This window comes from Amycolatopsis sp. NPDC003861, assembly GCF_053605405.1.
This window is the reverse complement of the sequence record NZ_JBSGJD010000077.1, coordinates 1-26330: the sequence shown is the minus strand read 5'-3', so window position 1 is coordinate 26330 and position 26330 is coordinate 1. Positions and strand designations below refer to the sequence as shown.

Below are 26330 nucleotides of genomic sequence, written 5' to 3'. Positions count from 1 at the left end.
CGGAACTCCGTTCAGTACTGAGGGTGCTGGCCGCGGGCGTCGCCGTTGGCCTGGTCGGTGGGTGCGTGCGGGCGCTTGGCGGCGCGGCGCATCTGGTCGTTGATCGCGTGGCGCAGCATGGTCGGCGAGGTGTAGGCGGTGCGGATGGCGCCTTCGAGGCTGCGGTTGCTGCTCGGGGCCGGCCGCTCGTCGTCCTCCAGCGGCACGCCGGAGGCCATCCTGTCGCGAGCGAGCTGCGCGGCGATCGCAGCACTCATGCCGCCGGAGGAGTCGCCTCCCGCCGCCTCGCTCTTGGCGTGCCTCAGCAGATGCTCCAAGCCGGCCATGTGAACATCCGCCTCACGGGCCGCCAATCGCGCGTTCGTCGCGCTCTCGCCGGTGATCTCGGCCAGGCGGTCGTGCACGGTGTCGATGATCGCCTTGGCGTCGTCCAGCGACGCGCCCCGGGATCGCAGGACTGTCGGCAGCTCGTCCTCAAGGGCGTGCAGCGTCTCGGGATCGTCGGTCTCGTCGATCACCTGTTGCGGTGTCATGCCGGTGCCGAGCAGCGTCTGCACGCGCGACCACGCGGCCTGCCGGGCAAGCATCCCCTCGACGCCGGGCGTGGGGTCCGGCAGCGAGCTGATGGAGCGCTGCTGAAGTGCGCCGTACGCCGTGCCCGTCTGGTCGTCGAGCGCGGCTACGGCTTGGCCTGTGCGCTGGTGGATCGGCTCGGACCTGCCTGCGATGTACGCCCGTCGGCCTTCCTCGGTGAGGTTCGGGTCTTCCTGCGCCTGGCGGCGGAGGTCCTGGAGGGCAGTCCGGTGCTCGACGAGGATGGCCTGGAGGTTGGTTGGGGCCTGGCGCAGGGTTTCGAGGTGCTGGTCCGTCGGCACGGACTCGGCCGGCGTGTACGGCTGGATCGCCGACAACCGGCGCCCGAAGGAGCGGCCGAACGGGCCGCGGGGGCTGGTCATGCTGGTGCCTCCTGGGTGAGGGCGACGATCGCCTCGGCGAGGTGCCGGGCGCACGCGCGGTAGCTGGGCCGGGCCGCCGGGCCGGGCTGCAGCGGGAACACGGCGACCGGCCCGAAGTAGCCGGGATCGCCGTGGTGGCAGGCGATGCACGTCGGCGAGCCGCCGGTTGCGGTCGGGGTGCCGACGCTGCGCATCGCGGCCGCGTAGTGGGTGAGGCAGACGACCGGCGGGCGGCCGCCGAGGCCCGCAGCGGCCATGTCCTGCGCGGTGAGGCTGACCCGGTGCAGCTGGCGCCGGTCCGTGCGGTCGCACACGAGGCACGCGTCGGGCTGGACCTCGTGCGTCGGGTCGGCCGCGTCCAAGGCTCGGCCGCCGACGATCTCGCCGGCGCCCTGGTCGGGTGGGACGTCCGCGTGGTCCTCGGTCACTCGGACGCCAGGATGCCGGACGCGACCAAGTAGGCCGCGGGCACGTGGTCGACGGGCTCGACCACGTAGTGCTGGTCGTCCTGCAGCCGGGGGAGGTCCGGGTCTCCGACGGGGAGGTAGGCCACGAGGTCGTTCTGTCGCCCGTCACCGGCGGGAAGGTTGGGGCAGGTGACCTTGAACATGATCGGTTCGGTGATCGTGCACGCCGCCTCGTCGATGTAGACCGGTTCTGTGCGCTGCGCGAAGGACACGGTGGTGCCGCCGCCGGAGCCGGTGGGCGTGTACCTGCGAAGGGTGCTGGAGGTGGGGGCGGTGGTGGTCGTCGTCATGACGCTCCTTTCGGGACGGTCAGTGCTGGTTTGGTGTCTCGCGTGGCCTGCACGCGATCCCCGCTCGCGCCTGGCGGGCGGTGGCGGTGCGACGTCCGGCGCCTGGCCTGGACGGTGGATCAGCCGACGTCGCGCGCCTGGCGCTCGGTGGCTGTGATCAGTGTGGCCGAAGTCCTTTGCGGCCCTTGCGGATGCGCAAATTGGTGTCCGCTGTAGACGATCCAACCGCCGCGAGTCTTGCGTCCAGGAAGGCGGCCGGCGGCGAGCAGCTGCCGTACGCGCTGCGGCGTGCACCCCATCTCGTCGGCGACCTCGCGCACAGACCTGCCGGGCGCGGCTGGCGGGCTGTCTGGCGGTGTCCCACCGTTCTCGTGCCGTTGCCTGCCGACGTCCAAGGCCCGGAGGAACCGGACGGCCCGGGACGTGGGCATGGCTCCGGTCGTGCGGGTGTGCTCCGTGAAGGCGAACACCATGAACTTCAGGACTTCGCCCGCGAGGTCCGCGGGCACGGTGACGCTGCCGTCCGGAGCGACCAGCGCCGCGACGTCAGGACTCGGTGGGCTGGTCATCGGCCGGTCCCTCCTCGCCGAGGTCGAACCGCTCTCGGAGGCCATCGCGGAAGACGGCGAGTTCGCGGTGTGTCCGCGGCTGCAGGCGGCCGGCGCGGATCTTGTCGTCCCTCTGCTCCCGGCGGAGCTCGTGGAGCAGCGCGTGCGCCCGGGCGCGAGGTGTCGTGGGTTCGGTCATCCGGCCCACCCCGCGTGGATCTCGTGCCGGCCGATCCGGATCACCACGGACGGCCCGGCCTGCTCGTGCAGCTGCCGGGACTCGTCGAGCAGCTGGCCGATCTCGTCGAGCACGGCAGGGTCGTCGAGCGCGCCGGGACGGTGGAGCAGGCCGTACGCCCGGTCACGGGCAGCGCACGCCGCCCGGTGCAGCTGCACCCGCTCGGCGAGGCCGCTCGACAGCGGCCTGTACCCGGCGACGAGGGCGAGCCCGGCGCGGTGCACCCGGCGCCGGACCGCGCCGTCGGTGTTCGGGCGCAGCGAGGGCCCAGCGGCCGCCAGGAGCCGCGCGGCGAGCGGGCGGGGGTCGTCGACCGCGAGCACCGACGCGAGGGCGGCCAGCGTCACCTCGCGCGGCCGCATGGTGCCGGCCGCGAGGCGCTGCAGGGTCCGCCGGTCGAGCCCGGCCGCGCGGGCGAGGCGCCGCACGCTCCAGCCGGCCGCGACGCGCTCGGTGGTGAGCAGCGTGCCGAGGGTCGCGCGGAGCCGGGCACGCTCGGCGGGGGACACGCGACCACTTGGCGACCGGTGGTCGCGTGAAGGGGGCGGCGCAACGCGTGCGCGCGTGCGCGAGACGCCCGGCGGCGCGGTAGCGGTCATCGGCGGGAGCCTTTCGCGGCGGCGAGGGCGGCGCGGCAGGCGCGGATGCCGGCGCGGGCGACCTCGGGGGCTGGTGTGGGCTTGCGGGGCTCTGGGGCGAGCTGGTCGGGTGCGAGGTGCGGGCGGCACACGAGGCAGGGGACCGGGTGGTCGGCGTCCCGGTCGACGAAGCCGCGGTCGCACCGGTGTGGGGCGTCGTTGCGTTCGTCGTCGTCCTCGACGCGCTCGCCGTACCGGTCGTAGTGGTGGTCATGCCGCATCGGAGCTCACCTCCTTGCGCGCCGGGTGGCAGCGCGGACAGGGGCGGGATCGGGAGCGGTCGTTGTCGAGCCACTCGATCCGGGCGGTTGGCGGGTCGCCGGGGCGCGCGTCGCATCGGCCGCACAGCGGCGGCAGGCTTCCGCCTCGCGATGCGCTGGCCGCGGTCCGAGGCGGCGCCACGAACGCGCGCAGGTCGGCCTCTGACAAGGCCCGGAGGTACGCGCCGAGGTTGCCGGGGGACCGCTTGCGCTCGACCTCGGAGACGATCCGAGCCGCGGTGGGGTAGTCGACGTCCAGGCGCGCGGCGAGTGCTGCCGTCGTGGCGTCCTCTTCCGTGGCGGGATCCGGCGCAGCAGCTGCTTGTTCTGGCTTCTTCAGGGGTTCTTCGGAGGACGCTGGTGTCCGGTCGTCCTGCCCCTGATGTCCGGTCGTCTGGTCATCGGCGTCCGGTCGTGTGTGTCCGGTCGGACGTTGGCGACCGGTCGTGGGTGTCCGGTCGTCGGCACGGTCGGGGGCACACGCGAGGTCGTACACGGTCGGCCTGCGGTCGCCACGAATGCCGGATGCAGCGCTTTGGTCCTCGGGTCGACGGATCAGGCCGCGGCTCAGCAGCTCGGCGAGGTCGCGCCGGACCTGGCGCACCGTCTTCCGGGTGTACCGCGCGAGCGCTGCTTCGCTCGGGAAGGTGTTCCGGCCGTTCTCGTCGGCATGGCGTGCGAGGCCGACGAGCGTCGCGACGAGCGATGCCGGGACGTCTGGTGCCTCGTCGAGAACCCACGCAACGGCAGGCACGCATACCCAGGCGCTACGCTCGTTGCTGTCATCCCGGTTGACGGTCGGGTAGGTGTGCGCGGGCGGGGCCTTCTCGGGGCCTCGCCCGTTCTCATGCGACGGCACGACCACCTGCCTCGGTGGTTGCGTCGGGTGGCGAAGCCCGGCGGCGTTCCAGCGCGGCGCGCACGATGCGAGCGGCACGCGCGAGTGTGACGGGGTCGTCGAGTGCGCGCGTGGCCTCGACAGGCGCCTCGTGGGGCGCCGTCACGACGCCACCGCTGTCTGCTCAAACAGAGCGTCCGTAGGGCAGTCGAGCACGTCCGCAAGGCGCGCGAGTACGGCGACGGAGGGGTTCGCGGCACCGCGTTCATACGAGTGCACGGCGAAGACGGAGCGATCGATTCGGATCGCGAGATGTTCGGGGGTCAGACCGGCCGCGGTGCGTTCGTCGCGGAGCCGTCGGCCAGAGAATTGCCGAGCCACGGGAGGTACTCCAGGGGGACATGCGAACGCCGAGCAGACGCGATCCACCCTTACGGGATCACGTACATGCTCGGCGTAGAAGATTCGGTCCACTTGGGACCTTAATGACCGCCTGGGCCTTCTCCGACCGTTCGTCCTCACCTCTTGCAGGGGCGCCTGGCCCTTGTCGCGATTCCGGGGCGCCTGGCCTCCGGACGCTCAGCGCGAAGATCGAACTAGCGACTCGTCATTCTGTTGTGGCAACAACGGTACTACAGGAGCACCCTTACCGTTCGCCCCCCCGCCACGCGACGGCGTGTCGACGTTCACCGCTTGCGCCAGTCGATCACGGCACGGTCGCCGTCGAACGCCTTCAGCCCCGGCCGGGCCCGCTTGATCGTCACCTTCTCGACGAACAGCCGCACGAACTCGCGCTGCTCGTCGAGCAGCATGTCCGGCCACGCCTCGCGGACCGCGGCGATGTCGACGTGGACGGCCGGCGGCGGCAGTTCCGCGAGCTCGGTTCGCAGCTTCTGCTCCGTCGCAGCAAGCGCCTGGCGCGCGGACTTCCACTCGACGTCGGTCAGCTCGCCCGGCGTACCCCACAGGGCCGCGAGCTCGCGGCGGCGCCGCTCGATGTCCTGCAGGCCCTTTCCGAGCGCCTCGCGTCGCTCGTCGTGGTCGTCGGCCGCGATGGCCTCGAGGAACTCCGGCTTGTCCAGCTCCTCGAACAGTCGGTCACGCACGTGCTCTTCCAGCTCGACACCGAGGATCCCGACGCAGGACTTCCCGCCGTACTTCGGGTGGCAGAGGTAGTACGGCTTCGGCTCGCGGTTCCGCAGCTGCTTCATCGACGCGATCATCCGGGCGCCGCACACGCCGCACACGGTGATGCCGCCGGTGAGCAGGTACCGCCGGCCAGCTCGGGAGCCCACGTGGCGCGCGGTCGCGATCGGGTACTCCCGCCCGTCGCTCCTGGTGACGCTGCGATTCTCGGTGAGCCGGACTTGGCACTCCCGCCACGTGTCCTCGTCGAGGATCGGCGGCCAGTTGCCCTTGCCGACGATGCGGTCCCGGTACACGCGGAAACCCGCGCTGATCGGGCTCAGGATGACGCGACGGATGCCCTTGCCGGTCAGCGCGCCGCCGTGCGTGCCGGTGACCCCGCGGGCCCGGAGCGCGGCTGCGATGTTCTCCAGCGCCCACCCGCTGAGGACCTTCTCCGCGGCCCAGCGGAGCGCCTCGGCCTGAACAGGCTCGTGCTCGTAGGTCTTCACGCCGTCGTCGTTCGTAGTGTTCCGGTACCCGAACCGTCGGCCGCCGCCCGGCAGGCCGAGAGCTGCCTTCTCGGCGAGCATGTCGTTCACGCGGCGCTTGATTCGACGGACCTCGCCCGCGCCGAGCACGGCCTTGATGCCGGCGACGTCGTCCTGCACACGGACGATCCCGTCGCGGTTCGTGTGCAGCTCGCTGATCCCGGCGGCGTCCAGCTCGGCGGCCAGTCGGAACCACCGGACTTCGTTCCGTTCGATGCGGTACTGCTCGACCGCCCAGACGTGGATGATCTTCCCGTCGCTGAGCCACTTCCGGAGCCGCTCGAACTCGGGCCGGAGATCATCACCCGCGGCGGACACGCCAGCGTCGGCGAACACCTCGATCGGGCGCCCTGGCCACGTCTGGGCGGCGTACTCCCGGCCCCACCGTTCCTGGGCCTCGACCCCCTCATAGGACCCGTCAGGGCGCGGGGAGAGGCGGCAGTAGAGCGCTACGTATCCGGTCACGATCCAGCATCGTGCCCTAGGTTACGTATTGACGGCAACTCCCGTCGGGCACCGGCTGGAACAGCAGCGCGGGGCCGTCGTCGAACTCGACCTGGCGGTATGTCAGGCCGTGGGAGTCCGTCCACGGGCGGGTCTTCGCGCTGCCGAGCGCCGCGGCCCAGAACTCGGCCAGCAGGTCCGGCTGGCGGCAGTCGACCGTCACGGCCAGGATCCGGGCCGCCGTCATGCGGCCCCCACGATCCGGTTGACGGCTTCGGCGACCAGGTCCGGTTCGGCCACCGTCACCGTCAGGCCCGGGTGGCGCACCAGCCCCCACGGATCGATGCCCCGGACCGGCTCCCGGAACCGGAGGCACACGCCACCCTGCGTGGTGGTGCCGAAAGTCAGACCGCGATCGGCCAGTGAGAGTCGGGCGCCCAGGACGCGAACCGCACGGTACGGGCCGGTGGCCTCGGCGCCGGCCAGGTTGCTCAGCGGCGTCTCGACCAGCCACGGCCCGAACCGGACGCGCAAGCCGTCGGCGTCCAGGTCCAGGCCGGCGTGCGGACCCAAAATCCGGCGCACCGGCGGGGATCCGACGGCGAAGTCCGCGTGGAGGCGGTAGTGCACGACGACGGTGGGGGCGTCGACCGCGGTCATGCTCCGCCGCCCAAGGGTGGGACTTCCGGTTCGTCGTCCGCCGGGAGTTCGGGGTCGCGCCACTGCTCGGCGCGGGTCGGGCCGTTGCCCTGCAGGGTCCCCTGCAGCTCGGCCTTGATCGCCTCGTCCTCCCGGGGCGAATGCCGGTCGCTTTCACGGTGCACGGGAACCTCCTTCACGCGGTGTTCTCTGCGGCTACCCGGCGATCGCCCGGCGAAACGGCCGGCGTCACCGCGAGCGTGCCGTGGTCCGGTTGACCGCCCGCGCCGCCACGATGCCGAGCACCAGGGCGGCGGCCGCGGTCAGCCCGTGCAGCCAGTTGTCCGCCCAGTTCAGGTTGATCGGGTCCTCGGGGTTGACGAGCGAGGTGGCGAGGATGCCGTACGCGGTCATCCCGGTGAAGCCGACGAACAGCACCCAGCAGTAGATGATCGCGCCGGTGCGGCGGGTCGCGGCGAGCAGCCCGAGCACGCCGACCACCGAGTGGACGAGGTTGAGCAACGGCGTCACGCTGAAGATCCAGACGACGCGGCTGGTCTCGTGGCCGACCGCGGCGGTCTCCGGGGTCAGAAACCCGGCGATCCCCAGCACGAGGTAGAGCAGCCCGAGGACGGCGACGACCGGCCGGAGCCACGACGCCGGGGTGCGGGTTTCGGCGGAAGACATGGGTTTCTCCTTCCCTCCGCGGCCGGATACCCCGTCAGGCGTGCGGAAAACGGACAAGTGGAAGGGGCCGGACGGCGGGCTGGGGGAGCCGCCGTCCGGCCCGCGGCCGGAGCCCACGCCGGTCCCTGCAGCCAGGACGCGGGCCCCTGGTCTCAGGGGGAACGCCAGTCGTGACCGCGGTGGGCGGTCCCGTGCTGGGCTCCCATCAGCAGCAGGCCGCCGTCGACGACGAGCGACGTGCCGGTGATGTAGCCGGCCGCCGGGGTGGCCAGAAACGCGACCGCGGCCGCCACCTCGGCCGCGTGGCCGGGGCGGCCGAGCGGGATGCCGGGCCGGTCCTGCTCGCGCGGGTCGGCGTCGGTCTGGCCGGTCATCGGGGTCGAGATCTCGCCGGGCGCCACCGAGTTCACCGTGATGCCGTGCTCGGCGAGCTCCAGGGCGAGGACCTGGGTCAACGCGCCCGCGCCGGCTTTCGCGGCGCAATAAGGCGCGGCGCCGACGCGCGGGACGTGCTCGTGAACGCTGGTGATGGTGATGATCCGGCCGCCGCGCCCGGCGTCGATCATGTGCCGGGCGGCGCGCTGGGACAGCAGGAAGACGCCGTCGAGGTCGACGTCGAGGACCTGCCGCCACTTCTCGTAGCCGAGGTCCATCGCGAGCCGGCTGCTGCCGGTGCCGGATCAGTTGACCAGGACGTCGATGCCGCCCAGGTCCCCGGCGAACGCGTCGACGACGTCGGCGGCGGCCGGCAGATCGGTCAGATCGAGCTGCCGGACGTGCGCGGTCACGCCGTGCGAGCGGGCTTCGGCCGCGGTTTCCTCGGCGCCGCCGGCGTCGGAGTGGTAGGTGATGCCGACGTCGAGACCGCCGCCGGCGAGCGCGGCGGCGACCGCGCGCCCGATGCCGGAGTCGGCGCCGGTGACGACGGCGCGCCGCGGCGAGGCGGCTTCGGCGGGTAGCGGCGCCGGGAGCGACACGGGCATCTCCTTTCGTTCCCGGTCGGCTACCACCCGCTCCGGGGACTAAACGCGAGGCCGCGGGGTATTCCGGCCCGATGAGACTGGCCGTGCTGGACATCGGGTCGAATTCCGCTCAGCTGCAGGTGGTGGACGTTTCCGCCGGAGCCCCGCCGCTTCCGGCGCACGCGGTGAAGGAACCGACGCTGCTCGCCGAGGAACTGCGGCCGGACGGGACGTTGAGCGAAGAGGGCATCGAGCGGGTGACGGGCGCGGTGGGCCGGGCGGTCGACGCGGCGGTGCGGCTCGGCGTCGACCACCTGTACCCGTTCGTCACCGCGGCGGTGCGCGACGCGGTGAACCGCGACGAGGTCATCGACCGCATCCAGGCGGGCTCCGGCATCCGGCCGCAGTTCCTGTCCGGCGAGCAGGAGGCGCGGCTGACGTACTTCGCCGCGCGCCGCTGGTACGGCTGGTCGGCCGGGCGGCTGCTGCTGATCGACATCGGGGGCGGGTCGATGGAGCTGGTGCTCGGCCGGAACGTCGAGCCCGAGCTGGCCGTCTCGCTCCCGCTGGGCGCCGGCCGGCTGACCCGCGAGTTCCTCACCGCCGATCCGCCGACGCGCCGGCAGGTGAAGGCGCTGCGCCGGCACGTCCGCGACACGCTGTCGGAGGTCTTGGACCGCCTGCGCTGGGAAGGGCCGCCGCGCCGGGTCGTCGCGACGTCGAAGACGTTCAAGCAGCTGGCCCGCCTCACCGGCGCCGCGCCGCAGCGCAAGGGCCCGTTCGTCACGCGCGAACTGGTGGTCGCGGACGTGCGCGGCTGGATCCCGCGGCTGGCCCGCGTCCCGGCGGCGGAACGGGCCGGGTTCCGCGGTATTTCGAAGCCGCGGGCCCGGCAGGTGGTGGCCGGCGCGCTGGCGGCGGAAGGGACGTTGTCGGCGCTGGACGTCCCGAGCGTCGAGGTCTGCCCGTGGGCGTTGCGGGAAGGAATCCTGTTGCGGCACCTGGAACAGCTCGCCGAGTCGACGCCGTTGCCGCTGGTGCCGCTGACGCGCCACCCGGACGCGGAGGTCCGCCACCTTCACCCGGCGGGGGAGCAGCCGGTGCCGTCCTGAGCGTGTGTGGACCGCCCGGCGGGGTAACCGCGCGGTTCCCCGAACGGAAGGAGAGCTCCCGTGAGCAAGCCGAACCCGATCGAACTGCAGAAGTACCTGTCCGGCGTCGACTACCCGGCGCAGCGCGACGACCTGGTGCGTGCCGCCGAGCGGAACGGTGCCGACTCGGACACCCTGGACGTCGTGCGCGGCCTGCCGGACCGGACCTACGAAGGGCCCAGCGGGGTGAGCAAGGAGATCGGCGGCTGACGTGCTTCGCGGCCCGGGTACCGCACCCGGGCCGCGGTCACCTCGCCGTCAGCTCGGCGCCCTCGGGAACGACGGCGCCGGGAAGCGCGAGGGCGGTCACCGCGCGGCAGACGTCGGCGGGGTCGATCGTGTCGAGACACGGATGGCCGGGGACCGGGCAGACCCGGGCGCGAGTGGCGCGGCAGGGGGCGTGCTGGTCGCCCAGGACCACCGTGGGAACGCCGTACGGCGCCCACCGTTCCTGCGGCACCACCGGCGCGAACAGCGAAACCACCGGAGTGCCCGCCGCCGCGGCCAGGTGTGCGGGGCCGGTGTTCGGGGCCACCACGACCTGAGCGCCGGACAGCACCGCCGCCAGCTGGGGCAGGGACGTCCGGCCGCCGAGGTCCACCGCCGCCGTCCCGGCCACCTCCTGGGTCAGTGCGCGCTCCGCCGGCGCCCCCGTCACGAGCACCCGGTGCCCGTCGGCCGCGAGAGCCCGCACCGTCTCGCGGCTCCACGCCGCCGACGGCTGGCGGGCGGGCACCGACGCCGCGGGGTGCACCACGACGTACGCCCCGCCGCCGGTCAGCCGGGCCATGTCCGGCAGCGGTCGGCGCAGCGCCAGGGCGCCGTGGTCGTCCGGCGGCAGGGCGTACCCGGCCGCTTCGGCGAGCGACAGCATGCGTTCCGGCTCCGGCGGATCGCCGTCGACGCGGTGGCGCAGGTCGAGCAGGCTGCCCGGGTAGTCCTCGGAAATCGCGCCGATCCACGGCACCCCGGCCTGTCGCAGCAGGAGCGCCAGCGGGAGCGGGGACTGGTGGAACGACGTCAGGATCAGCGCGCGGTCGAACGACTTCGCGCGGATCAGCGCGACGAACGCGCCGGTGTCCTCGGCGGTCACCGGCGGGGGCTCGGGGTCGATCCACGGCGCGGTCCAAGTGAGCAGGTCGGCCACGCCCGGCAGCAACTCGCCCGCGGCCCGGCCGTGCGGTCCGGTCAGCAGCGTCACGTGCGCTCCGGACGCGGCGACCGCGCGAACGCAGGGACCGGCGAGCAGGACGTCCCCGAGGTTGTCCTGCCGGGCGACGAGCACCCGGGTCATCCGGCGACCCCGGCGACGCGCAGCGCCTCGGACAGGTCCCGCGCGACGGCGGCGTGCCGGCGGGCGCGGGCGATCTCCGGTTCGAGCGTGCGGTGGGTCGGTACCAGCACCGCACGGGCGCCGGCCGCGAGCGCGGCCTCGACGTCGGCGCCGGTGTCGCCGATGACCACACAGGACGCGGGATCGACGCCGAGCTCGCCGGCGGCCCGCAACACCATGCCGGGGGCCGGTTTGCGGCACGCACAGCCGTCGCCGTCGTCGTGGACGCAGACCTGCCAGGTGCCGAACGGGCCGAACAGTTCCTGGACGCGGGCGTTCACCGCGTCGAGCTGGCCGGGGGTGATCAGTCCTTTCGCAACTCCGGACTGGTTGCTCACCACGCCGACCGGGATCCCGCGCTCCCGCAGCCCCCGGACGAGCTCGACGGCACCGGGCACCGGGCGGACGCCGTCCGGGTCGTTCAGGTAGGGGACGTCGACGATGAGCGTGTCGTCCCGGTCGAACAGCACCGCGACCGGGGGCCGGGGCCGCCGCGCGGCGACCTCCCCGCGCAGCCGGTGGTAGCACGCGGCGGGCGGGATCAGGGCGCTGGTGACGACCATCCGCGCCACTTCGCCGGGGGTCCGCGGGCCGGGCAGGATGCGGCGGGTCGTGAATTCAGCCGTCAGCCCGGCCCAGACACCGGCCGCGAGCAAGGCCTTCCCGCGCTGCTTGAACAGCGGCAGCGCGAGCGCGGCCAGACCGGCCACTGTGGACAGTGCGTGCAGGCCCAGCCGGCCGGATCCGGCGCCGGTGCGCTGCCGCCAGAGCACGCCGTGCTTGGCCCGCATCAACGCGTTGTCGGCGTTGCCGCGCTGGGCTTTGAGGCTGTAGAAGAACCCGGCGCGCCGGGCGGGGTGCGTGGTCAGCCGTTCGCCCTGGTCGATCCGGTGCCCGGCCTCGGCGACGCGCAGCGCGAGGTCGGAGTCTTCGCGGAACGCGCGCGGGAACCGCTCGTCGAACCCGCCCGCTTCGACCAGGGCACTACGGCGGTAGGCCATGTCGGCGGTGATCCACCGCGCGTGCTCGAGCCCGGCGGTACCGCGTTCGTCGTCCGTGGGCCGCCGGTCGGTGGGCAGCGGCACGGTGATCCGGCCCTGGGAGGCGGCCACGTCCGGCGGCAGCGAGCCGAGGTCGGCCTCGAGCTGCCGCGCCCAGTCGGGAGCGAGCACGACGTCGTCGTCGACGAACGCGATCCATTCGCTCTTCGCGGTGCGCCAGCCGAGGTTCCGCGCCGCCGCGGGTCCGTGCCCGCCGGAGCGCAGCACGCGGACGCCGCCGGGGACGTCCAGCTCGGGTCCGCTCGGGCGGTCGTCGACGACCAGGATTTCCGCCGGCCGCGGGTCCGGGCCGGTCAGCAGGGTTTCCAGCAGTGGCCGAAGTGTCTCCCGGCCCGTCGTGGGGATCACCACGGTGTAGTCGAGCGTCACCGGCCCCGGTTACCCCGGGCGGGGGTGATCAAACGGCGTGTCGAAGCCGTCGCGCCCGGGTAACCGGCGGGCGACGAGAAGGAGGTGCGGATGATCGAGATCCGGAACCCGGCCGACGGCACCGTGGTGGGCACCGTGCCGACCGCGGGCGAAGACGAGATCGACGCGGCGCTCGCGCGGGCCCGCCGGACGCCGTGGGCCCGGACGCCGGCCGCCGAGCGCGGGACGTTGCTGCACACCGCGGCCGAGCGGCTGCGGGCGCACGCCGACGAGCTGGCCAAGACGAACGAGGCGGAGACCGGCAAGCCCCGCGACGAAGCCCGCGAAGGCGTGCTCGCCGGGGCGGGAACGCTGGATCAGTACGCCGAGCTCGGCCCGGTCCACCGCGGCCGCAGCCTGCTCGGCGACGCCGGTGCGACGGACCTGATGGTGCCCGAACCGCGTGGTGTGGTCGTGGCGCTCACGCCGTGGAACGACCCGGTCGCAGTCGCCTGCGGGCTGCTGGGGGCGGCGCTGGCGACCGGGAACACGGTGGTGCACAAGCCGAGCGAGCGGGCGCCGCACACCGGTCAGCTGCTGGGCGAAGTGCTCGGGGACGTGTTCCCGGAGGGTGTGCTGCAGACCCTGCACGGCGACGGGGGAGTCGGCGCGATCCTGGCGATGCACGCCGGCGTCGACGTCATCGCCCACGTGGGCAGTACGGCGACCGGCCGGTCGATCGCCGCGAGCGCGGCGGCGACCGGGGCCAAGACGTTGCTGGAGAACGGCGGCAACGACCCGCTGGTGATCGACGCGGACGTCGACCCGGCGTGGGCGGCCGGCCAGGCGGCACTGGGGGCGTTCGCCAATTCGGGCCAGATCTGCGTGGCGGTCGAGCGGATCTACGTGTGCGCGGCGATCGCCGAGCCGTTCCTGGCGGCGCTGGTCAAGGAGGCCGAGACGCGGACGCTGGCGCCGCTGGTGGACCGGCGGCACCGCGACCACGTGCACGCCCACGTCGAGGACGCGCTGTCCCGCGGCGCGCGGTTGGTGGCCGGTGGCCTGGTCCCGGACGGCCCCGGCGCGCACTACCCGGCCACGGTGCTGACCGACTGCGCACCGGAGCTGCGGGTGATGACGGAGGAGACGTTCGGCCCGGTGGCGCCGGTCCAGGTGGTCTCGAGTTTCGACGAGGGCCTCGCGGAGGCGGCCGAGGGCGAGTACGGCCTGGCGGCGACGGTGCTGACGGCTTCGATGGCCCACGCCCAGCGCGCGTGGCGCGAGCTGCCGGCGGGGACGGTCAAGGTGAACAACGTGTTCGGCGGCGCACCGGGCGGGGCGGCACATCCGCGCCGCCGGAGCGGGAACGGGTACGGCTACGGGCCGGAGCTGCTCGACGAGATGACCCAGACGAAGCTCGTGCACATCGCACCACCGGCATGACCGGACAGCGGCAGAGACACGGAGAGCTTCGGCCGGGCAACGCGGATCCGGGAGACGGCACCTCGCCGGCGGGGGAACGGTACGGCCGGACCTCCGCCGGTTGGGTAGCTCGTCTGCTCCGGCTGCGGAGCAGCGAAAACTCCTCATCGGACGACGACCGGCACGACCGCACCCCCGCCGGCTGGATCGCCCGGGCCCTTCGCGTCCCCGGCCGGGAGCGGCGGATTCTCGTCCAGAGCGCCAAAGCCACCTTCGCTGCGACCGCGGCCTGGCTGCTCGCCACCCTCGTCCTCCACCTGCCTCAGCCCTTCCTCGCTCCCTACGCGGCCGTCTTCCTCGTCGAAGCCACCGTCTACCGCTCCTTCCGCGGGTGGATCCAGCAGGTCGGCTCGGTCGCCTCCGGGGTCCTGCTCGCCGCCGTCGCCGGGCACTTCATCCCGTGGCAGGCCGTCGCGCTCGCCGCCGTCGTCTTCCTCGGGCTCCTCGCCGGGAGCTGGCGGCGGTTCGGGGACGCCGGGGTCTGGGTCGGCGTCACCGGGATGCTCGTCATCTCCTACGGCACCGCGCGCGAGCCCGTCCTCCTCGGCGACCGTCTCCTGGAAACGGCGCTGGGTGCCGCCATCGGCGTCGCCGTCAACACGCTGATCCTCCCGCCGCTCTACGGGGAACGGCTCGCCGCGGCCGCCGGGCGGCTCGGGAAAGCCCTGGCCGCCCTGCTCGAATCGCTGTCGGACCTGATCCGCCGGGACGAGCCGCCGGAGGACCTCGATCACCTGCTGTCCCAGGAGCAGGACACGCGCAGCCTGGTCCTGGCCGCCGAGGAAGCCGTCGGCCTGACGCGGGAAGGGCGGATGCTGAACCTCCGGCGGGGGCGGCCGTCCGCCGGAGCCCGGCACGAACGTCCACTTCGGACGCTCATCGGGCTCTGGCCCGCGACGGCGCAGCTGATCGCCGGCGTGCGGACCACGGCCGGGCGCCGGGAGCACCCGTTCGAATACCCCTGGCCGGACGCGCGGGAAGCGCTGGCCGACCTGATGCACCACCTCGCCGGGGCCGTGCAGGCCGTCGCGGTCGCCGGTGAACCCGTCGAACTGGACGAATGCCGCGCCCTGCTCGGGAAGCTCGAGGAACGGCTGGTGACGGCCGAGGAGGACGGCGTACCCGCCCGGCTCGGCCTCGGCACCATGACGCTGCCCGCGCGGCTGCTGCTGGAACAGCTGGAGAAGCGCTGACCGCTAGTGCACGGCGATCGCGTCGGCGTCGGACCGGTGCCGGCGGCAGGCGGTGCACACCATCGTCTGGCCCAGCAGCGTGCCGTCGCCGGACACCAGCCGCGCGACGTGCAACGTCGGCAGGCCGCACTCCTCGCAGGGGATCGGCTTGCTGTCGCGGCTGATCATGACTCGGTTCGGCATAAGTGGAGCCCCCTGACGGGATGGTAGGTCCCGGCGGGTTACCCCGTGTCCTGCGCCACACTCTTCCGGCGCAGTGACGTCACTCGAACGGCGTAGTCACTTGGCCGGGTACTGCTGCGTGCGCAACAGCTCGGCGAGGTGGACGGCGTTGCGGACCAGGGTCGCGTTCGTCGAGGCCACGGCCTCGGGCGTCTCGTCGAGATCCTGGTAGTCGCCGCCCTGCATGGCCTCGCCGTTCCAGTAGGTCGCGCCCTGGGCCGGCACCGTGAAGCCGACGTCGTTCAGGGCCTGGAAGAGGTCCGCGATGATCTTGTGGGCACCGTCTTCGTTGCCGACGACCGCGGCCACCCCGACCTTGCCGAACATCGCCGGCCGCCCCTCGTCGTCCGTTTCGGACAACTCGGCGTCGAGGCGTTCCAGAACCCGCTGCGCGACGCTCGACATGTGACCGACCCACGTCGGGGTGGCGATCAGCAGGACGTCGGCGGCGGCGATCTTCCGCCGGATGTCCGGCCACGCGTCGCCGTTGCCCATGTCGGCCTCGACGCCCGGCCGGACGTCGTGGTCGACCACCCGGACCAGCTCGCCGGTGGCGCCGCGCTCGGCGAAGAGGTCGAGCAGCTGCCGGGCGATGAGGTCGCTGCTCGACTTCGCCGGCGACGGCTTGAGCGTGCAGGTCAGCGCGAGGACGCGCAAGGTCATGACTGCCTCCTGGGATGGGTGCCGACGCCGAGGTGGGCGAACCCCGCTCCGGCGAGGACGTCGGGATCTAACAGGTTGCGGGTGTCGACGACGACCGCCCGGTCGGCGGACGCGGCCAGCCGGGCCCAGTCGAGGTCCCGGAATTCGGGCCATTCGGTGAGCACGACCAGCGCCGCGGCGTCCTTGGCCACCAGGTACGGGTCGTCGACGACCTGGACCGAGCCCATGCCGGGCACGCACGCGACGGCCGGGTCGTGCGCGGTCAGCTCGGCGCCCGCGCGGGCCAGGTCGTCGGCCACCGCCAGGGCGGGGGAGTCGCGCAGGTCGCCGGTGCCGGCCTTGAAGGCCAGCCCCAGCAGGCCGATGCGGGCCCCGGCGAGGGAGCCGGCCGGAGAACCGGTGACGGCCTGCCGCACGGTCCGGACCACCCGGGCGCGCTGCCGGGCGTTGACGCGGACCGCGTCCCGGAGGATGCCGAAGTCGACCCCTGCCGACTCGGCCGCGTGCAGCAGCGCCGAAGTGTCCTTCGGCAGGCACGACCCGCCCCAGCCGGGGCCCGGCGCGAGGAACTCCGGGCCGATCCGCGCGTCGAGGCCCATGGTGCGCGACACCTCGCGGACGTCCGCGCCGAACCGCTCGCACAGTTCGGCCAGGACGTTCACATAGGACAGTTTCACGGCGAGGAACGCGTTGCTCGCGTACTTCGCGAGTTCGGCGCTGGCCGAGTCGGTCGCCACCACCGGGGCGCCGGTCGGCTCGTACAGCCGCGCGACCTGGTGCGCCGCCGGCGAATCCGCCGGATCGGTGCCGACGACCACCCGGTCCGGGTGGAGGAAATCCTCGACGGCGTGACCTTCGCGGAGGAACTCCGGGTTGGCCACCACCGGCAGGTCGTCGCGGCCCAGCAGGTGCGGGAGCCGGGCCGCGGTGCCGACCGGCACCGTCGACTTGGTCACCAGCACGCACCCGGGTCGCAGCAGCCGCCCGAGCTGCGGCACGACCTGTTCGAGCACGCCGAGGTCGGGCCGGCCGTCCTCGGCGGGCGGGGTCGGCAGGCACAGGAAGACGAGGTCCGCGCCGTAGAGCTCGGCCTGGGCGGTGGTGAAGCTCAGCGTCCGGTCGGCGAGGCCCTGGCCGACCAGCTCGGCGAGGCCGGGTTCGGCGATCGAGACGAGACCCCGGCCCAGGTCGTCCACTTTGGACTCGTCGGCGTCCACGCAGGTGACCCGGTGCCCGAGCCGCGCGAAACACGCGGCGCTGGTCAGCCCGACGTAGCCCGCACCGACGATTCCGATGTGGTCAGCCATGCGCCACCCGCATCTCCAGGGCCGAACGCGTCGCAGCCAGTACGCGCTCCTCGCCGAGCAGCAGCAGTCCGCCGTCCGGCTCTTCGCCGTGCGGGTCGCCGACGTTCCCGGCCCACAGCACGACGTGCTGCCGCGCCGACGGCGGCGGACCCCACAGCCGCGGCGGGGTGGGGCCGAACAGCAGCACCGACGGCGTGCCGAACGCCGTGGCGAGGTGCCCGACGCCGGTGTCGCCGCAGACCACCAGGGCCGCGCCGGCCACCAGCGCGGACAGTTCCGCCAGGCCGGTGCGCCCGGCCAGCACGGCCTCGCCGCCGAGCCCGGCCGCGTCGGCGATCGACATCGCCAGGTCGCGCTCGGCCACGCTGCCGGTGAGCACCACGCGGTGTCCGGTCGCGGCGAGGTCCCGGACGACGGTCGCGAACCGCTCGGGCGGCCAGCGCCGGGCCGGGAACGCCGCGCCGGGGTGCACCACGACCGCGTCCGGTGCCGGGCTCGGGCCCGGCGGCGCGGGCAGGTGCAGGGCCGACCGGTCGGCCTCCAGGTGGTGGTATTCGACGAGCCGGCACCAGCGGTCCACTTCGTGCACATCGTCGCGCCATTCGAGCCCCGGCACGTCCGGGAAGTCGGGGTGGCGGTGGGTCAGCAGCTCGGCCGGGTCGGTGTCGAGCAGGTCGTGGAGGCTCTCCGGGCCGCTGCCGTGCAGGTTCACCGCCAGCCGCGGCGGCGGGCCCGGCCAGGCGAGTTCGCCGAGCCCGGACGTCGGCAGCAGCTCGTCGACCGCGTCGAGAAGCTCCACCAGGTCCCGCAGGCTCTCCGGCGCGGCCAGCACCAGCCGGTCGCCGGGGTACGCCGCACGCAGCGCGCGCAACGCGGGCATCGCCGTCAGCAGGTCGCCGACGCCGAGCGCGCGCAGCACGAGGACCGCGGAGCTCACGGCCACGACCCCTCCTCCGATGCGCACACGACCATTTCGCGGACTTCGGCGCCGGGTGGCTGCTGCAGCGCGAAGACGACGGTGTTCGCGACGTGCTCGGGCTGGTTGAGCTTCGCGTCCGGCGGCGGCTTGTACTGGTCGGTGCGGTCGTCGAAGAAGTGCGTCCACATCCCGCCCGGGACGAGCAGCGTGACGCCGACGCGCCCGGCCAGCTCGGCGGCCAGCGCGCGGGTGAAGCCGACGACGCCGAACTTCGAGGCGCAGTAGGCGGTCGCGTCGCTCACCGCCTTGATGCCCAACGTGGACGCCACGGTGACGACCGTGCCGTGCGAGCGTTCCAGGTAGGGGAGCGCAGCGCGGATCACCGCGGCCGTGCCGAACAGGTTCACCTTGACCACCCGCTCCCAGTCCTCGGTGGACACTTCGCCGAGCGGTCCGCAGGCGTCGGTGCCGGCGGCGGTGAAGACGCCGTCCAGGCCGCCGGCGCGCTCGGCGAGCTCCCGGACCGCGGCCTCGGTCGCGGCGGTGTCGGTGAGGTCGGCTTCGACGTACTCCGCCGGGTCTTCGGGCCGGACGCGGTCGAGGATGTACGGGGTGCCGCCGGCCTTGCGGACGGCGTCGACGGTGGCGGCGCCGAGTCCGGACGCGCCACCGGTGATCAGGACGTTGCCGAGGGGTCGCATCGCTCTCCTTCGCGGGGGAGGGGGTCAGGCACTGGCCGCCGCGGCGACCAGCCGGGAAGTCGAGTAGCCGGGCACGGTCGGGACGAGCACGACCTCGCCACCGTGCCGCTCGACCACTTCGCGTTCGGGCAGGTCCGCGTCGGCGTAGTCGCCGCCCTTCACCCACACGTCCGGGCGCAGCTTCTCCAGGACGGTGGTGGGCGAGGCCTCGTCGAACACGGCGACGGCGTCCACAAAGGACAACGCGGTGAGCAGCCGGGCCCGGTCGCGGTCGCGGACCAGCGGGCGGCCCGGGCCCTTGAGGCTCCGCACCGAAGCGTCGGAATTGAGGCAGACGACGAGCGCGTCGCCGAGGGCGCGGGCCTGCCGCAGCAGGCTGACGTGCCCGGGGTGCAGGAGGTCGAAGCAGCCGCCGGTGGCGATCAGCCGGCCGCCGGTTTCGCGGATCCGCTCGGCGAGGCCGAACGCGTCGGTGGCCGGCTGCGGGTCGGGCACCGGGCCGTCGTTCGTGGACAGCGCGGTCGCACCGCCGGCGGCGACGAACCAGGCGGCCGCCTCGACCGCCGTCACCACGGCTTCGGTCGTGTCCGCACCGCCGAGCAGCGCCGCGGTGGCTGCGGCGGCGAACCGGTCGCCCGCGCCGCACGTGTCGGGCGCGGTGTGGCCCGGCGTCCGCGCCGCGACGGGGATCGGGACGGTCGTTTCGCCGAGGCCGTCGGCGAGCACCGCACCCCGGGACCCGACGGTCACCGCGACCGCGTCGGCGTGCCAGTGGCCGCGCAGCAGCTTGGCCAGCTCGGCCGGTTCCTCGTGCCCGGCGAGCACCGCGCGCGCTTCGGCGAGGTTCGGCGTGACCAGCCGTGTGCCGGGCACCGGCTGCGCCCCGCGCGGGTGCGGGTCCCAGACCACCGGGATCCGCTCGGCCACCTCCCGCAGCAGCCGGCGGACGTCGGGGTGGCGCGTCAGGCCGCGGCCGTAGTCGGCCACCAGGATCGCGCCGGCGTTCTCCACGGCTTCGTGCACCCGGGCGGGCAGCGGGTCGGTGGTCGCCGTGCCGTCGCCGGAATCCAGGCGCAGCAACGACTGCCCGCCCGCGCGGACCCGGGTCTTGCACACCGTGGTGCCGCGCAGCGGCAGCGGCAGCACGGTGACGTCCGGTTCCAGCAGCCCGGTGAGCGCGTGGCCGCCTTCGTCGTCGCCGAGCGGCGTGACCAGGACGACCTCCGCCGCCGATCGCGCGGCCAGCAGGGCGGCCAGGCCGGCCCCGCCGGGGCGGCGGCGCCGGGCCGTCAGGTCGACCACCGGGACCGGCGCCTCGGGGCACAGCCGCTCGGCGGTGCCTTCGGCGTCGACGTCCAGCAGGGTGTCGCCCAGGACGACCAGCGGCTTCACGCGGTCACCCCGAGCGCGTCGTCGAGCGCCGCGCACAGGCCGTGGACCAGCGCCAGGTGCATCTCCTGCACGGTCGCGACGGTCGGCGCTTCGACCGTCACGGCGTCGTCGCACAGGGCGGCGAGCGGGTTCGGGGCGGGGCCGGTCAGCGCCCAGGTCGTCACGCCGAGCTCGTGCGCGGCCTTCGCGGCGGCGACGACGTTCTGGCTGCCGCCGCTGGTGGACAGGCACACCAGGACGTCGCCCGGCCGCCCGTGGGCGTGCACCTGCCGGGCGAACACCTCGTGGTCGCCGTAGTCGTTGACGATCGCGGTGGTCGCGGACGTGTCCGCGTGCAGCGCGATGGCCGAGAGGGGACGGCGTTCGTGGCGGAACCGGCCGACGAGCTCACCGGTCAGGTGCTGGGCTTCGGCGGCGCTGCCACCGTTGCCGCAGGCGAGCAGCCTGCCACCGGCTTCGAAGACGCCGGCGAGGTGCCGGCCCCACGCGATGATCTTGGGGGCGGATTCACGGGCCCGGCCGGCCGCTTCGGCCAGCGCGGCGAGATGGTCTTCCATCACGGCACCTCCTTCTTCTCCGGCGACGCCGCGCCGGTCGGGGTGGAGCGCGGACGCCGGAGCACGAACGGCCCCAGCGCGAGCAGGTCGATCGGGGCCGAGCCGAAGCACTCGAGGGCGTCTCGCGGGGAGTCGACCATCGGACGGCCGGCGGTGTTGAGGCTGGTGTTGATCACGACCGGCAGGCCGGTCCGCCGCTCGAAGGCGGCCAGCATCCGGGCCAGCACCGGGTTTTCGCGTTCTTCGACGGTCTGTACGCGAGCCGTGCCGTCGACGTGTGTGACGGCCGGGATGCGGTCGCGCCAGCCCTCGGCGACGTCGTGCACGAACAGCATGTACGGGCTGGGCAGCGGGCCGCGGCTGAAGATTTCGGCCGCCCGCTCGGCCCGCACCATCGGCGCCACCGGGCGGAACTGCTCGCGGCCCTTGACGTCGTTGAGGCGCTCGAGGTTCGCCTTGCGGCCGGGGTGGGCCAGCAGCGACCGGTGGCCGAGGGCCCGCGGGCCGAACTCGGCGCGGCCCTGGAACCAGGCGATCACTTCGTCGTTCGCCAGCGCTTCGGCGACGGTCTCGGCGAGGTCGTCCGGTCGTTCGTACGGCAGCTTGGCCTGGACGAGGATTTCTTCCAGCTCCTCGTCGGTCCACCCGCGGCCGAGCCCGGCGTCGCCCATGGACGTGCGGGGCTCCCCGGCGTCGGCGGCCAGCTGCAGCGCGGCGCCGAGCGCGGTGCCCGCGTCCCCGGCGGCGGGCTGCACCCAGATCCGGTCGAACGGGCCCTCGGCGTGCAGCCGGCTGTTGGCGACGCAGTTGAGCGCGATCCCGCCCGCCATCGCCAGGTCGCGCTGGCCGGTGGCCTCGTGCAGCCAGTCCGCCAGCTCGAGGAGGATGTCTTCGAGGACTTTCTGGACACTCGCGGCGAGATCGGCGTGCCGCCGGGTGAGTTCCTCGCCGGCTTCGCGTCGCGGGGCGAGGTCGGCCAGGTTGACGCCCGAGGCGTGGAAGCCGCCGTCGCCGGTGACGTGGACGTGCTCGCAGAGTTCGTCGAGGAAAGCCGGCTTGCCGTAGGAGGCGAGTGCCATGACCTTGTACTCGTCGCTGGACCGCGCGAAGCCGCAGTGCTCGGTGAGGTCTTCGTAGAGCAGGCCGAGCGAGTGCGGCAGTTTCTGCGCGGCCAGTTCCTTGAACCGCCCGTCGCGGTACTCACCGGCCAGGTAGGACGTGCTTTCGCCGCGGCCGTCGGCGACCAGCACGGCGCAGTCGCCGAACGGCGCGGCGAGCGCGGCCGAGGCGGCGTGGGCGACGTGGTGGCGGACGAACTTGACGATGCCGGGATCGAGCCCGGGCAAGGCGGACTTCAGGAAGAGGGGCGCCCGCTTGGCGAACTCCGTCCGCAGCTCCTCACCGCTCGGGTCGTGCCCGGGCAGGCCCGGCTCGACGAGCGCGGGGTCGTAGGAGTAGCCGACGGCGTCGAGGTCCTTCGCGGACAGTCCCGCCCGGGCGAGGCACCAGGCGGCGGCCTGGGCGGGCTGTTCCCAGGTGGAGAACGGCACCGCCTGCTTGCCGTGCTTGCGGCGGCTGAAGCGTTCTTCCTCCGCCGCGGCGACGATCTCCCCGTCCACCACCAGCGCTGCGGCCGGGTCGTGGAAAACGGCGTTGATCCCGAGTATGCGCATCGACCTGCCTCTGGCGTTTCGGCGCGGACTCGCAGGGCCCGCTCTCGCCTATAGCGCTACCCGGCGAAGTCGTTGATAAACGATGGCGCGCATAAGCCCTGGGCGTCGCTACTCAGCGCGACGGCGCGCGGCGGAACCACGCCGCAGTGCGACGGAGGCCGTCGTCGGCGTCGATCTTCGGTTCCCAGCCGAGGACGTCGCGGGCGAGGGTGATGTCGGGGCAGCGCCGCTGCGGGTCGTCGACGACGGCGTCGATGTACTCGACGGGGGAGCGGGAGCCGGTGATGTCCTTGATCCGCTCGGCCACCTGACGGACGGTCAGCTCGTCCGGGTTGCCGATGTTCACCGGTCCGGGGTGGCCCGACCGCGCGAGGGCGAGCAGGCCGCGGACGGTGTCCTCGACGTAGCAGATGGACCGGGTCTGTTCGCCGGTGCCGGTGACGGTGATCGGCTCGTTCCGGAGCGCCTGGTCGAGGAATGCCGGGATCATCCGGCCGTCGTGGGCGCGCATGCCGGGGCCGTAGGTGTTGAAGATCCGCGCGATCCCCGTGTCCGCGCCGAATTCGCGGCGGTAGGCCGAAGTCAGTGCTTCGGCGTAGCGCTTGGCCTCGTCGTAGACGCTGCGTGGCCCGATCGGGTTGACGTTACCCCAATACCCTTCGCGCTGCGGGTGTTCCAGGGGATCGCCGTAGACCTCGCTGGTCGAGGCGAGGACGAACCGGGCACCATCGCGGCGGGCCAGTTCGAGGGCGTTCTCGGTGCCGTGCGACCCCGCGCGCAGCGTCTCGATCGGCAGGGCGAGGTAGTCGCGGGGTGACGCGGCCGAGGCCAGGTGGAACACGACGTCGGCTTCGCAGCTCAGCGGCATCGGCTGGGTGACGTCGTGGCGCACGAACCGGAACCGGTCGTAGTGGCGCAGGTGGTCCAAGGAGTCCGCCGAGGACGTCGCGAGGTTGTCGACGGCGACGACTTCGATGCCCTCTTCGAGCAGCAGCTCGCACAGGTGGGCGCCGACGAAGCCGGCACCCCCGGTCACCACCGCACGCTCGAACCGCCTGGCCACTCCCGGATCCGTCATGCCGTGGCGGCTACCCGGCCCCGGTGGGCGCAAACCCGTGTAACGGGGTGGCGAGCGGGTAAGCGCCACCACCATGCGAGTTCTGCTCACCGGTTGGGCCAGTTTTCTGCACGGGGAAGCCACGGCGGGTGACGTCCTGAGCCTGCGCGCGGCCGGGGCCGCGCTGGCCGAGGCCGGGATCGACCACCGGGTCGCGTGGAGCCCCGGCTTCCGGCCCGGCACCCTGCACCTGCCCGACGCGCCCCCCGACGACTACACCCACGTGGTGTTCGCCTGCGGCCCGGTCCACGGGCCGCAGGTGCGTTCGCTGCACGAACGCTACGCGGCTTGCCGCCGGCTCGCGGTCGGCGTGTCCGTACCCGACGCCGAAGACCCGGCGGTGACGGGGTTCCACCGGGTCCTCCCGCGCGACGACGGCGTCACCACCGAACTCGACCTTTCCCTGGGTGCACCGGTGTCGCCCACGCCGGTGCTGGGCGTGATCCTGGCCCCGCGCCAGCCGGAATACGGCAGCGCGGGCCGGCACGGCGACGTCCACGAGGCACTGACCGGCTGGCTCGCCGGCCTGGACTGCGCCCGCGTGCCGCTGGACACGCGCCTGGCGCACGAGGACTGGGAGCGGTGCGCGACCCCGGACCAGTTCGCCGCCGTGGTGTCCAAAATGGACGCCGTGGTGACGACCCGGCTGCACGGACTGGTCCTCGGGCTCAAGGCCGGGGTGCCGGTGCTCGCCGTCGACCCGGTGGCCGGCGGCGGGAAGGTGACCGCGCAGGGCACCGCGCTGGACTGGCCGGTGGTGGCCGCTTCGGACGTCACGGACCCGGCGTTGCTCGACGCCCGCCTGAAGTGGTGCCTGTCGGCGAAGGTGCGGCCACCCGCGCACCCGGCATCCTTGGCCGCGCTGGTCGACGAGCTGGTGGGGGCGCGGTGAGCGCGCGCACGACCGTCGTCATCGCCACCCGCAACCGCGCCACCGAGCTGGCGCGCACCCTCACCCGGCTGTCCTCTTTGGACCCCCGGCCGCCGGTCATCGTGCTGGACAACGCCTCGGAGGACGACACGGCCGCGGTCGCCCGGCGTTATCGATGCGTCCGCGTGATCCGGCTGCCGCAGAACCTCGGCGCCGCCGCGCGCACCCTCGGCGTCATCGCGGCCGACACGCCGTACGTCGCCTTCAGCGACGACGACTCGTGGTGGGCACCGGACGCGTTGGTGGAGGCGGAGCGGATCTTCGACGAGCACCCGCGGACCGGCCTGCTCGCCGCGCGCACCCTCGTCGGCCCGGAATGCCGGGACGACCCGGTGACGCCCGAAATGGAGCGCAGCCCGCTGGGGCACCCGGACGGCGCGCCCGGGCCGCTGGTGCTCGGCTTCCTGGCGTGCTCGGCGATCGTCCGCCGCTCGGCGTACCTGCAAGTGGGTGGCTTCAGCCCGCTGCTGCACTTCGGCGCGGAAGAACAGCTGCTGGCCTACGACCTGGCCGCGCGCGGCTGGGAGGTCTGCTACGTCGGACGTCTGCGCGCCCACCACCACCCGTCCCCGTCGCGCCCACCGTCGTCGTGGCGCCGCCGGGCCGAACTGCGCAACCAGCTGCTCATCGCCGTGCTGCGCCGCCCGCCGCGAGTGTGTCGCCGCGAAGTGGCACGGACGCTGGTGCGGGCGCCCGGCGCCGTCCTCGGCGCGGTCCCGCGGCTGCCGCGGGCGCTGAGCTCGCGGCGCGTCCTGCCCGCCCACGTCGAACACCAGGCCCGGACTCTGGAAAGGACCGCCGAATGGCGCGAATCTCGGTCGTGATCATCACCCGCAACCGCCGGTCGCAGCTGCGGGAGACCCTGGACCACATGACGTCCTTACCGGACGCGGCGCCCCTCTTCGTCGCGGACAACGGGTCCGCGGACGGCACGGCCGACATGGTCGCCCGCGAGTTCCCGGGCGTCCGCCTGTTCCGGCTGGCGGAGAACCTCGGCGCGGTGGCCCGCAACATCGCGGTCGAGGAGGTGACGACCCCGTACGTGGCCTTTTGCGACGACGACACGACGTGGCAGCCCGGCGCGCTCACCCAGGCCGCCGACCTGCTGGAGTCGTATCCGGGGCTCGGCTCGGTGACCGGGCGCTGCCTGGTCGAGCCCGGCCTGGCCGAGGACCCGATCACGCCGGAACTGCGCGAGTCCCCGGTCCCCGGCCCGGACTGGCTGCCGGGGCCGGCGCTGCTCGGCATCATGGCGGGCTTGACGGCGGTGCGCGTCAGTGCGTTCCGCGAGGTCGGCGGCTTCTCGACCCGGATGTGGCTCGGCGGCGAGGAGGAGTTGTTCGCCCTCGACCTCGCGGCGCGCGGCTGGTGGATGTGCTGGGCGGAGGACGTGGTGATCCACCACGCGCCGTCGAAGCTGCGCGACCCGCGCCACCGCCGCCGCCTGGGCATCCGCAACACGATGTGGACGCTCCTGCTGCGCCGCCCCTGGCCGGCGGTCTTCCGCCGCGGCCGCGAGGTCCTGCGCACCGCGCCTCGCGACTCTGACATAGAGCAATCTAGATCGATATGAGTCAGTTGGCACTACGTCATTCGAGTGATGTATGTCAGATTGAGTCGGTCTGGCTAGACTCGCC

At 73.6% G+C, this 26330-nt stretch carries 32 protein-coding genes and 1 pseudogene; 7 read left to right on the top strand and 26 right to left on the bottom strand.

Features of this window, described 5'->3' with window-relative positions; all coding sequences use genetic code 11:
* Positions 1-11: 11 nt before the first annotated feature.
* The 15 genes and pseudogenes from ACWEVN_RS20610 to ACWEVN_RS20540 form a co-directional block, all read right to left on the bottom strand.
* The gene (locus ACWEVN_RS20610; RefSeq protein WP_452052323.1) at positions 12-956 is read right to left on the bottom strand and encodes a hypothetical protein; all 945 of its coding nucleotides are present in this window, start codon (positions 954-956) and stop codon (positions 12-14) included.
* Positions 953-1384: a hypothetical protein gene (locus ACWEVN_RS20605; RefSeq protein WP_452052322.1), complete on the bottom strand. Its 432-nt coding sequence runs from the start codon at positions 1382-1384 to the stop codon at positions 953-955. Before ACWEVN_RS20605 ends, ACWEVN_RS20610 begins: the two co-directional genes overlap by 4 nt.
* A complete protein-coding gene (locus ACWEVN_RS20600) occupies positions 1381-1713 on the bottom strand; it encodes a hypothetical protein (protein ID WP_452052321.1) in 333 nt (110 codons plus the stop codon). The genes ACWEVN_RS20605 and ACWEVN_RS20600 overlap by 4 nt, the downstream gene beginning before the upstream one ends.
* A 119-nt stretch (positions 1714-1832) precedes the next feature.
* Positions 1833-2282, bottom strand: coding sequence for a hypothetical protein (locus tag ACWEVN_RS20595; protein WP_452052320.1), 450 nt, complete (start codon positions 2280-2282; stop codon positions 1833-1835).
* On the bottom strand, positions 2260-2460 hold the full coding sequence (locus ACWEVN_RS20590) for a hypothetical protein (RefSeq protein ID WP_452052319.1): 201 nt from the start codon (positions 2458-2460) through the stop codon (positions 2260-2262). The genes ACWEVN_RS20595 and ACWEVN_RS20590 overlap by 23 nt, the downstream gene beginning before the upstream one ends.
* Positions 2457-3008, bottom strand: a complete 552-nt coding sequence (locus ACWEVN_RS20585) for a helix-turn-helix domain-containing protein (RefSeq protein WP_452052318.1) — start codon at positions 3006-3008, stop codon at positions 2457-2459. The genes ACWEVN_RS20590 and ACWEVN_RS20585 overlap by 4 nt, the downstream gene beginning before the upstream one ends.
* Positions 3009-3094: 86 nt before the next feature.
* On the bottom strand, positions 3095-3358 hold the full coding sequence (locus ACWEVN_RS20580; RefSeq protein ID WP_452052317.1) for a hypothetical protein: 264 nt from the start codon (positions 3356-3358) through the stop codon (positions 3095-3097).
* A complete protein-coding gene (locus ACWEVN_RS20575; protein ID WP_452052316.1) occupies positions 3348-4334 on the bottom strand; it encodes a helix-turn-helix domain-containing protein in 987 nt (328 codons plus the stop codon). Before ACWEVN_RS20575 ends, ACWEVN_RS20580 begins: the two co-directional genes overlap by 11 nt.
* 63 nt (positions 4335-4397) lie before the next feature.
* The gene (locus ACWEVN_RS20570) at positions 4398-4616 is read right to left on the bottom strand and encodes a helix-turn-helix domain-containing protein (RefSeq protein WP_452052315.1); all 219 of its coding nucleotides are present in this window, start codon (positions 4614-4616) and stop codon (positions 4398-4400) included.
* A 305-nt stretch (positions 4617-4921) separates the two neighbouring features.
* Positions 4922-6376, bottom strand: coding sequence for a recombinase family protein (locus tag ACWEVN_RS20565; RefSeq protein ID WP_452052314.1), 1455 nt, complete (start codon positions 6374-6376; stop codon positions 4922-4924).
* Positions 6377-6392: 16 nt separating this feature from the next.
* Entirely contained in the window at positions 6393-6602 is a 210-nt protein-coding gene (locus ACWEVN_RS20560; RefSeq protein WP_452052313.1) for a VOC family protein, read from the bottom strand.
* Positions 6599-7015, bottom strand: a complete 417-nt coding sequence (locus ACWEVN_RS20555; RefSeq protein WP_452052312.1) for a hypothetical protein — start codon at positions 7013-7015, stop codon at positions 6599-6601. Before ACWEVN_RS20555 ends, ACWEVN_RS20560 begins: the two co-directional genes overlap by 4 nt.
* Positions 7012-7179: a hypothetical protein gene (locus ACWEVN_RS20550; protein WP_449682959.1), complete on the bottom strand. Its 168-nt coding sequence runs from the start codon at positions 7177-7179 to the stop codon at positions 7012-7014. Before ACWEVN_RS20550 ends, ACWEVN_RS20555 begins: the two co-directional genes overlap by 4 nt.
* A gap of 64 nt (positions 7180-7243) precedes the next feature.
* Positions 7244-7681 carry a DUF4383 domain-containing protein gene (locus ACWEVN_RS20545; protein WP_452052311.1) on the bottom strand — a complete coding sequence of 146 codons (438 nt, stop codon included), beginning with the start codon at positions 7679-7681 and terminating at the stop codon, positions 7244-7246.
* Positions 7682-7833: 152 nt separating this feature from the next.
* A pseudogene (locus ACWEVN_RS20540) lies at positions 7834-8658 on the bottom strand (SDR family oxidoreductase).
* 77 nt (positions 8659-8735) lie between these two features.
* Between ACWEVN_RS20540 and ACWEVN_RS20535 the strand changes: the two are divergent.
* A complete protein-coding gene (locus ACWEVN_RS20535) occupies positions 8736-9755 on the top strand; it encodes a Ppx/GppA phosphatase family protein (protein ID WP_449682962.1) in 1020 nt (339 codons plus the stop codon).
* A gap of 60 nt (positions 9756-9815) precedes the next feature.
* Positions 9816-10004, top strand: a complete 189-nt coding sequence (locus ACWEVN_RS20530) for a DUF2795 domain-containing protein (protein ID WP_452052310.1) — start codon at positions 9816-9818, stop codon at positions 10002-10004.
* 37 nt (positions 10005-10041) lie between these two features.
* Here the strand turns inward: ACWEVN_RS20530 and ACWEVN_RS20525 are convergent, their stop codons facing one another.
* Positions 10042-11088 carry a glycosyltransferase family 9 protein gene (locus ACWEVN_RS20525; RefSeq protein WP_452052309.1) on the bottom strand — a complete coding sequence of 349 codons (1047 nt, stop codon included), beginning with the start codon at positions 11086-11088 and terminating at the stop codon, positions 10042-10044.
* Positions 11085-12557 (bottom strand): HAD-IIIA family hydrolase, encoded by a 1473-nt coding sequence (locus ACWEVN_RS20520; protein ID WP_452052308.1) that lies wholly within the window; start codon positions 12555-12557, stop codon positions 11085-11087. The genes ACWEVN_RS20525 and ACWEVN_RS20520 overlap by 4 nt, the downstream gene beginning before the upstream one ends.
* Positions 12558-12647: 90 nt before the next feature.
* Here ACWEVN_RS20520 and ACWEVN_RS20515 point away from each other — a divergent pair, with 90 nt between their 5' ends.
* The gene (locus ACWEVN_RS20515; RefSeq protein ID WP_452052307.1) at positions 12648-13979 is read left to right on the top strand and encodes an aldehyde dehydrogenase family protein; all 1332 of its coding nucleotides are present in this window, start codon (positions 12648-12650) and stop codon (positions 13977-13979) included.
* Positions 13976-15211: an FUSC family protein gene (locus ACWEVN_RS20510; protein WP_452052306.1), complete on the top strand. Its 1236-nt coding sequence runs from the start codon at positions 13976-13978 to the stop codon at positions 15209-15211. Before ACWEVN_RS20515 ends, ACWEVN_RS20510 begins: the two co-directional genes overlap by 4 nt.
* Before the next feature lie 3 nt (positions 15212-15214).
* On the opposite strand, the gene ACWEVN_RS20505 is transcribed toward ACWEVN_RS20510, so the two are convergent.
* The 9 genes from ACWEVN_RS20505 to ACWEVN_RS20465 form a co-directional block, all read right to left on the bottom strand.
* Entirely contained in the window at positions 15215-15394 is a 180-nt protein-coding gene (locus ACWEVN_RS20505) for a hypothetical protein (RefSeq protein ID WP_310975682.1), read from the bottom strand.
* A gap of 96 nt (positions 15395-15490) precedes the next feature.
* Complete coding sequence (locus tag ACWEVN_RS20500; protein WP_452052305.1) at positions 15491-16096, bottom strand: flavodoxin family protein; 606 nt, start codon at positions 16094-16096, stop codon at positions 15491-15493.
* Positions 16093-17403: a UDP-glucose dehydrogenase family protein gene (locus ACWEVN_RS20495; protein ID WP_452052304.1), complete on the bottom strand. Its 1311-nt coding sequence runs from the start codon at positions 17401-17403 to the stop codon at positions 16093-16095. Before ACWEVN_RS20495 ends, ACWEVN_RS20500 begins: the two co-directional genes overlap by 4 nt.
* Complete coding sequence (locus tag ACWEVN_RS20490) at positions 17396-18346, bottom strand: glycosyltransferase family 9 protein (protein WP_452052303.1); 951 nt, start codon at positions 18344-18346, stop codon at positions 17396-17398. The genes ACWEVN_RS20495 and ACWEVN_RS20490 overlap by 8 nt, the downstream gene beginning before the upstream one ends.
* The gene (locus ACWEVN_RS20485) at positions 18337-19023 is read right to left on the bottom strand and encodes an SDR family oxidoreductase (RefSeq protein WP_449678408.1); all 687 of its coding nucleotides are present in this window, start codon (positions 19021-19023) and stop codon (positions 18337-18339) included. The genes ACWEVN_RS20490 and ACWEVN_RS20485 overlap by 10 nt, the downstream gene beginning before the upstream one ends.
* A 24-nt stretch (positions 19024-19047) precedes the next feature.
* Positions 19048-20415, bottom strand: coding sequence for a PfkB family carbohydrate kinase (locus ACWEVN_RS20480; protein WP_452052302.1), 1368 nt, complete (start codon positions 20413-20415; stop codon positions 19048-19050).
* Positions 20412-20972, bottom strand: coding sequence for a D-sedoheptulose-7-phosphate isomerase (locus ACWEVN_RS20475; protein ID WP_310975762.1), 561 nt, complete (start codon positions 20970-20972; stop codon positions 20412-20414). The genes ACWEVN_RS20480 and ACWEVN_RS20475 overlap by 4 nt, the downstream gene beginning before the upstream one ends.
* Positions 20972-22645, bottom strand: a complete 1674-nt coding sequence (locus ACWEVN_RS20470; protein ID WP_452052301.1) for a carbamoyltransferase family protein — start codon at positions 22643-22645, stop codon at positions 20972-20974. Before ACWEVN_RS20470 ends, ACWEVN_RS20475 begins: the two co-directional genes overlap by 1 nt.
* A gap of 112 nt (positions 22646-22757) precedes the next feature.
* On the bottom strand, positions 22758-23723 hold the full coding sequence (locus ACWEVN_RS20465; protein ID WP_449682973.1) for a UDP-glucuronic acid decarboxylase family protein: 966 nt from the start codon (positions 23721-23723) through the stop codon (positions 22758-22760).
* A gap of 73 nt (positions 23724-23796) precedes the next feature.
* Between ACWEVN_RS20465 and ACWEVN_RS20460 the strand changes: the two genes are divergently transcribed.
* The 3 genes from ACWEVN_RS20460 to ACWEVN_RS20450 are packed head-to-tail and all read left to right on the top strand — an operon-like array spanning position 23797 to position 26266.
* Positions 23797-24654, top strand: a complete 858-nt coding sequence (locus ACWEVN_RS20460; RefSeq protein ID WP_452052300.1) for a polysaccharide pyruvyl transferase family protein — start codon at positions 23797-23799, stop codon at positions 24652-24654.
* Positions 24651-25517 carry a glycosyltransferase family 2 protein gene (locus ACWEVN_RS20455; RefSeq protein ID WP_449682975.1) on the top strand — a complete coding sequence of 289 codons (867 nt, stop codon included), beginning with the start codon at positions 24651-24653 and terminating at the stop codon, positions 25515-25517. The genes ACWEVN_RS20460 and ACWEVN_RS20455 overlap by 4 nt, the downstream gene beginning before the upstream one ends.
* Positions 25496-26266 (top strand): glycosyltransferase family 2 protein, encoded by a 771-nt coding sequence (locus tag ACWEVN_RS20450; protein ID WP_452052299.1) that lies wholly within the window; start codon positions 25496-25498, stop codon positions 26264-26266. Before ACWEVN_RS20455 ends, ACWEVN_RS20450 begins: the two co-directional genes overlap by 22 nt.
* Positions 26267-26330: the final 64 nt, after the last annotated feature.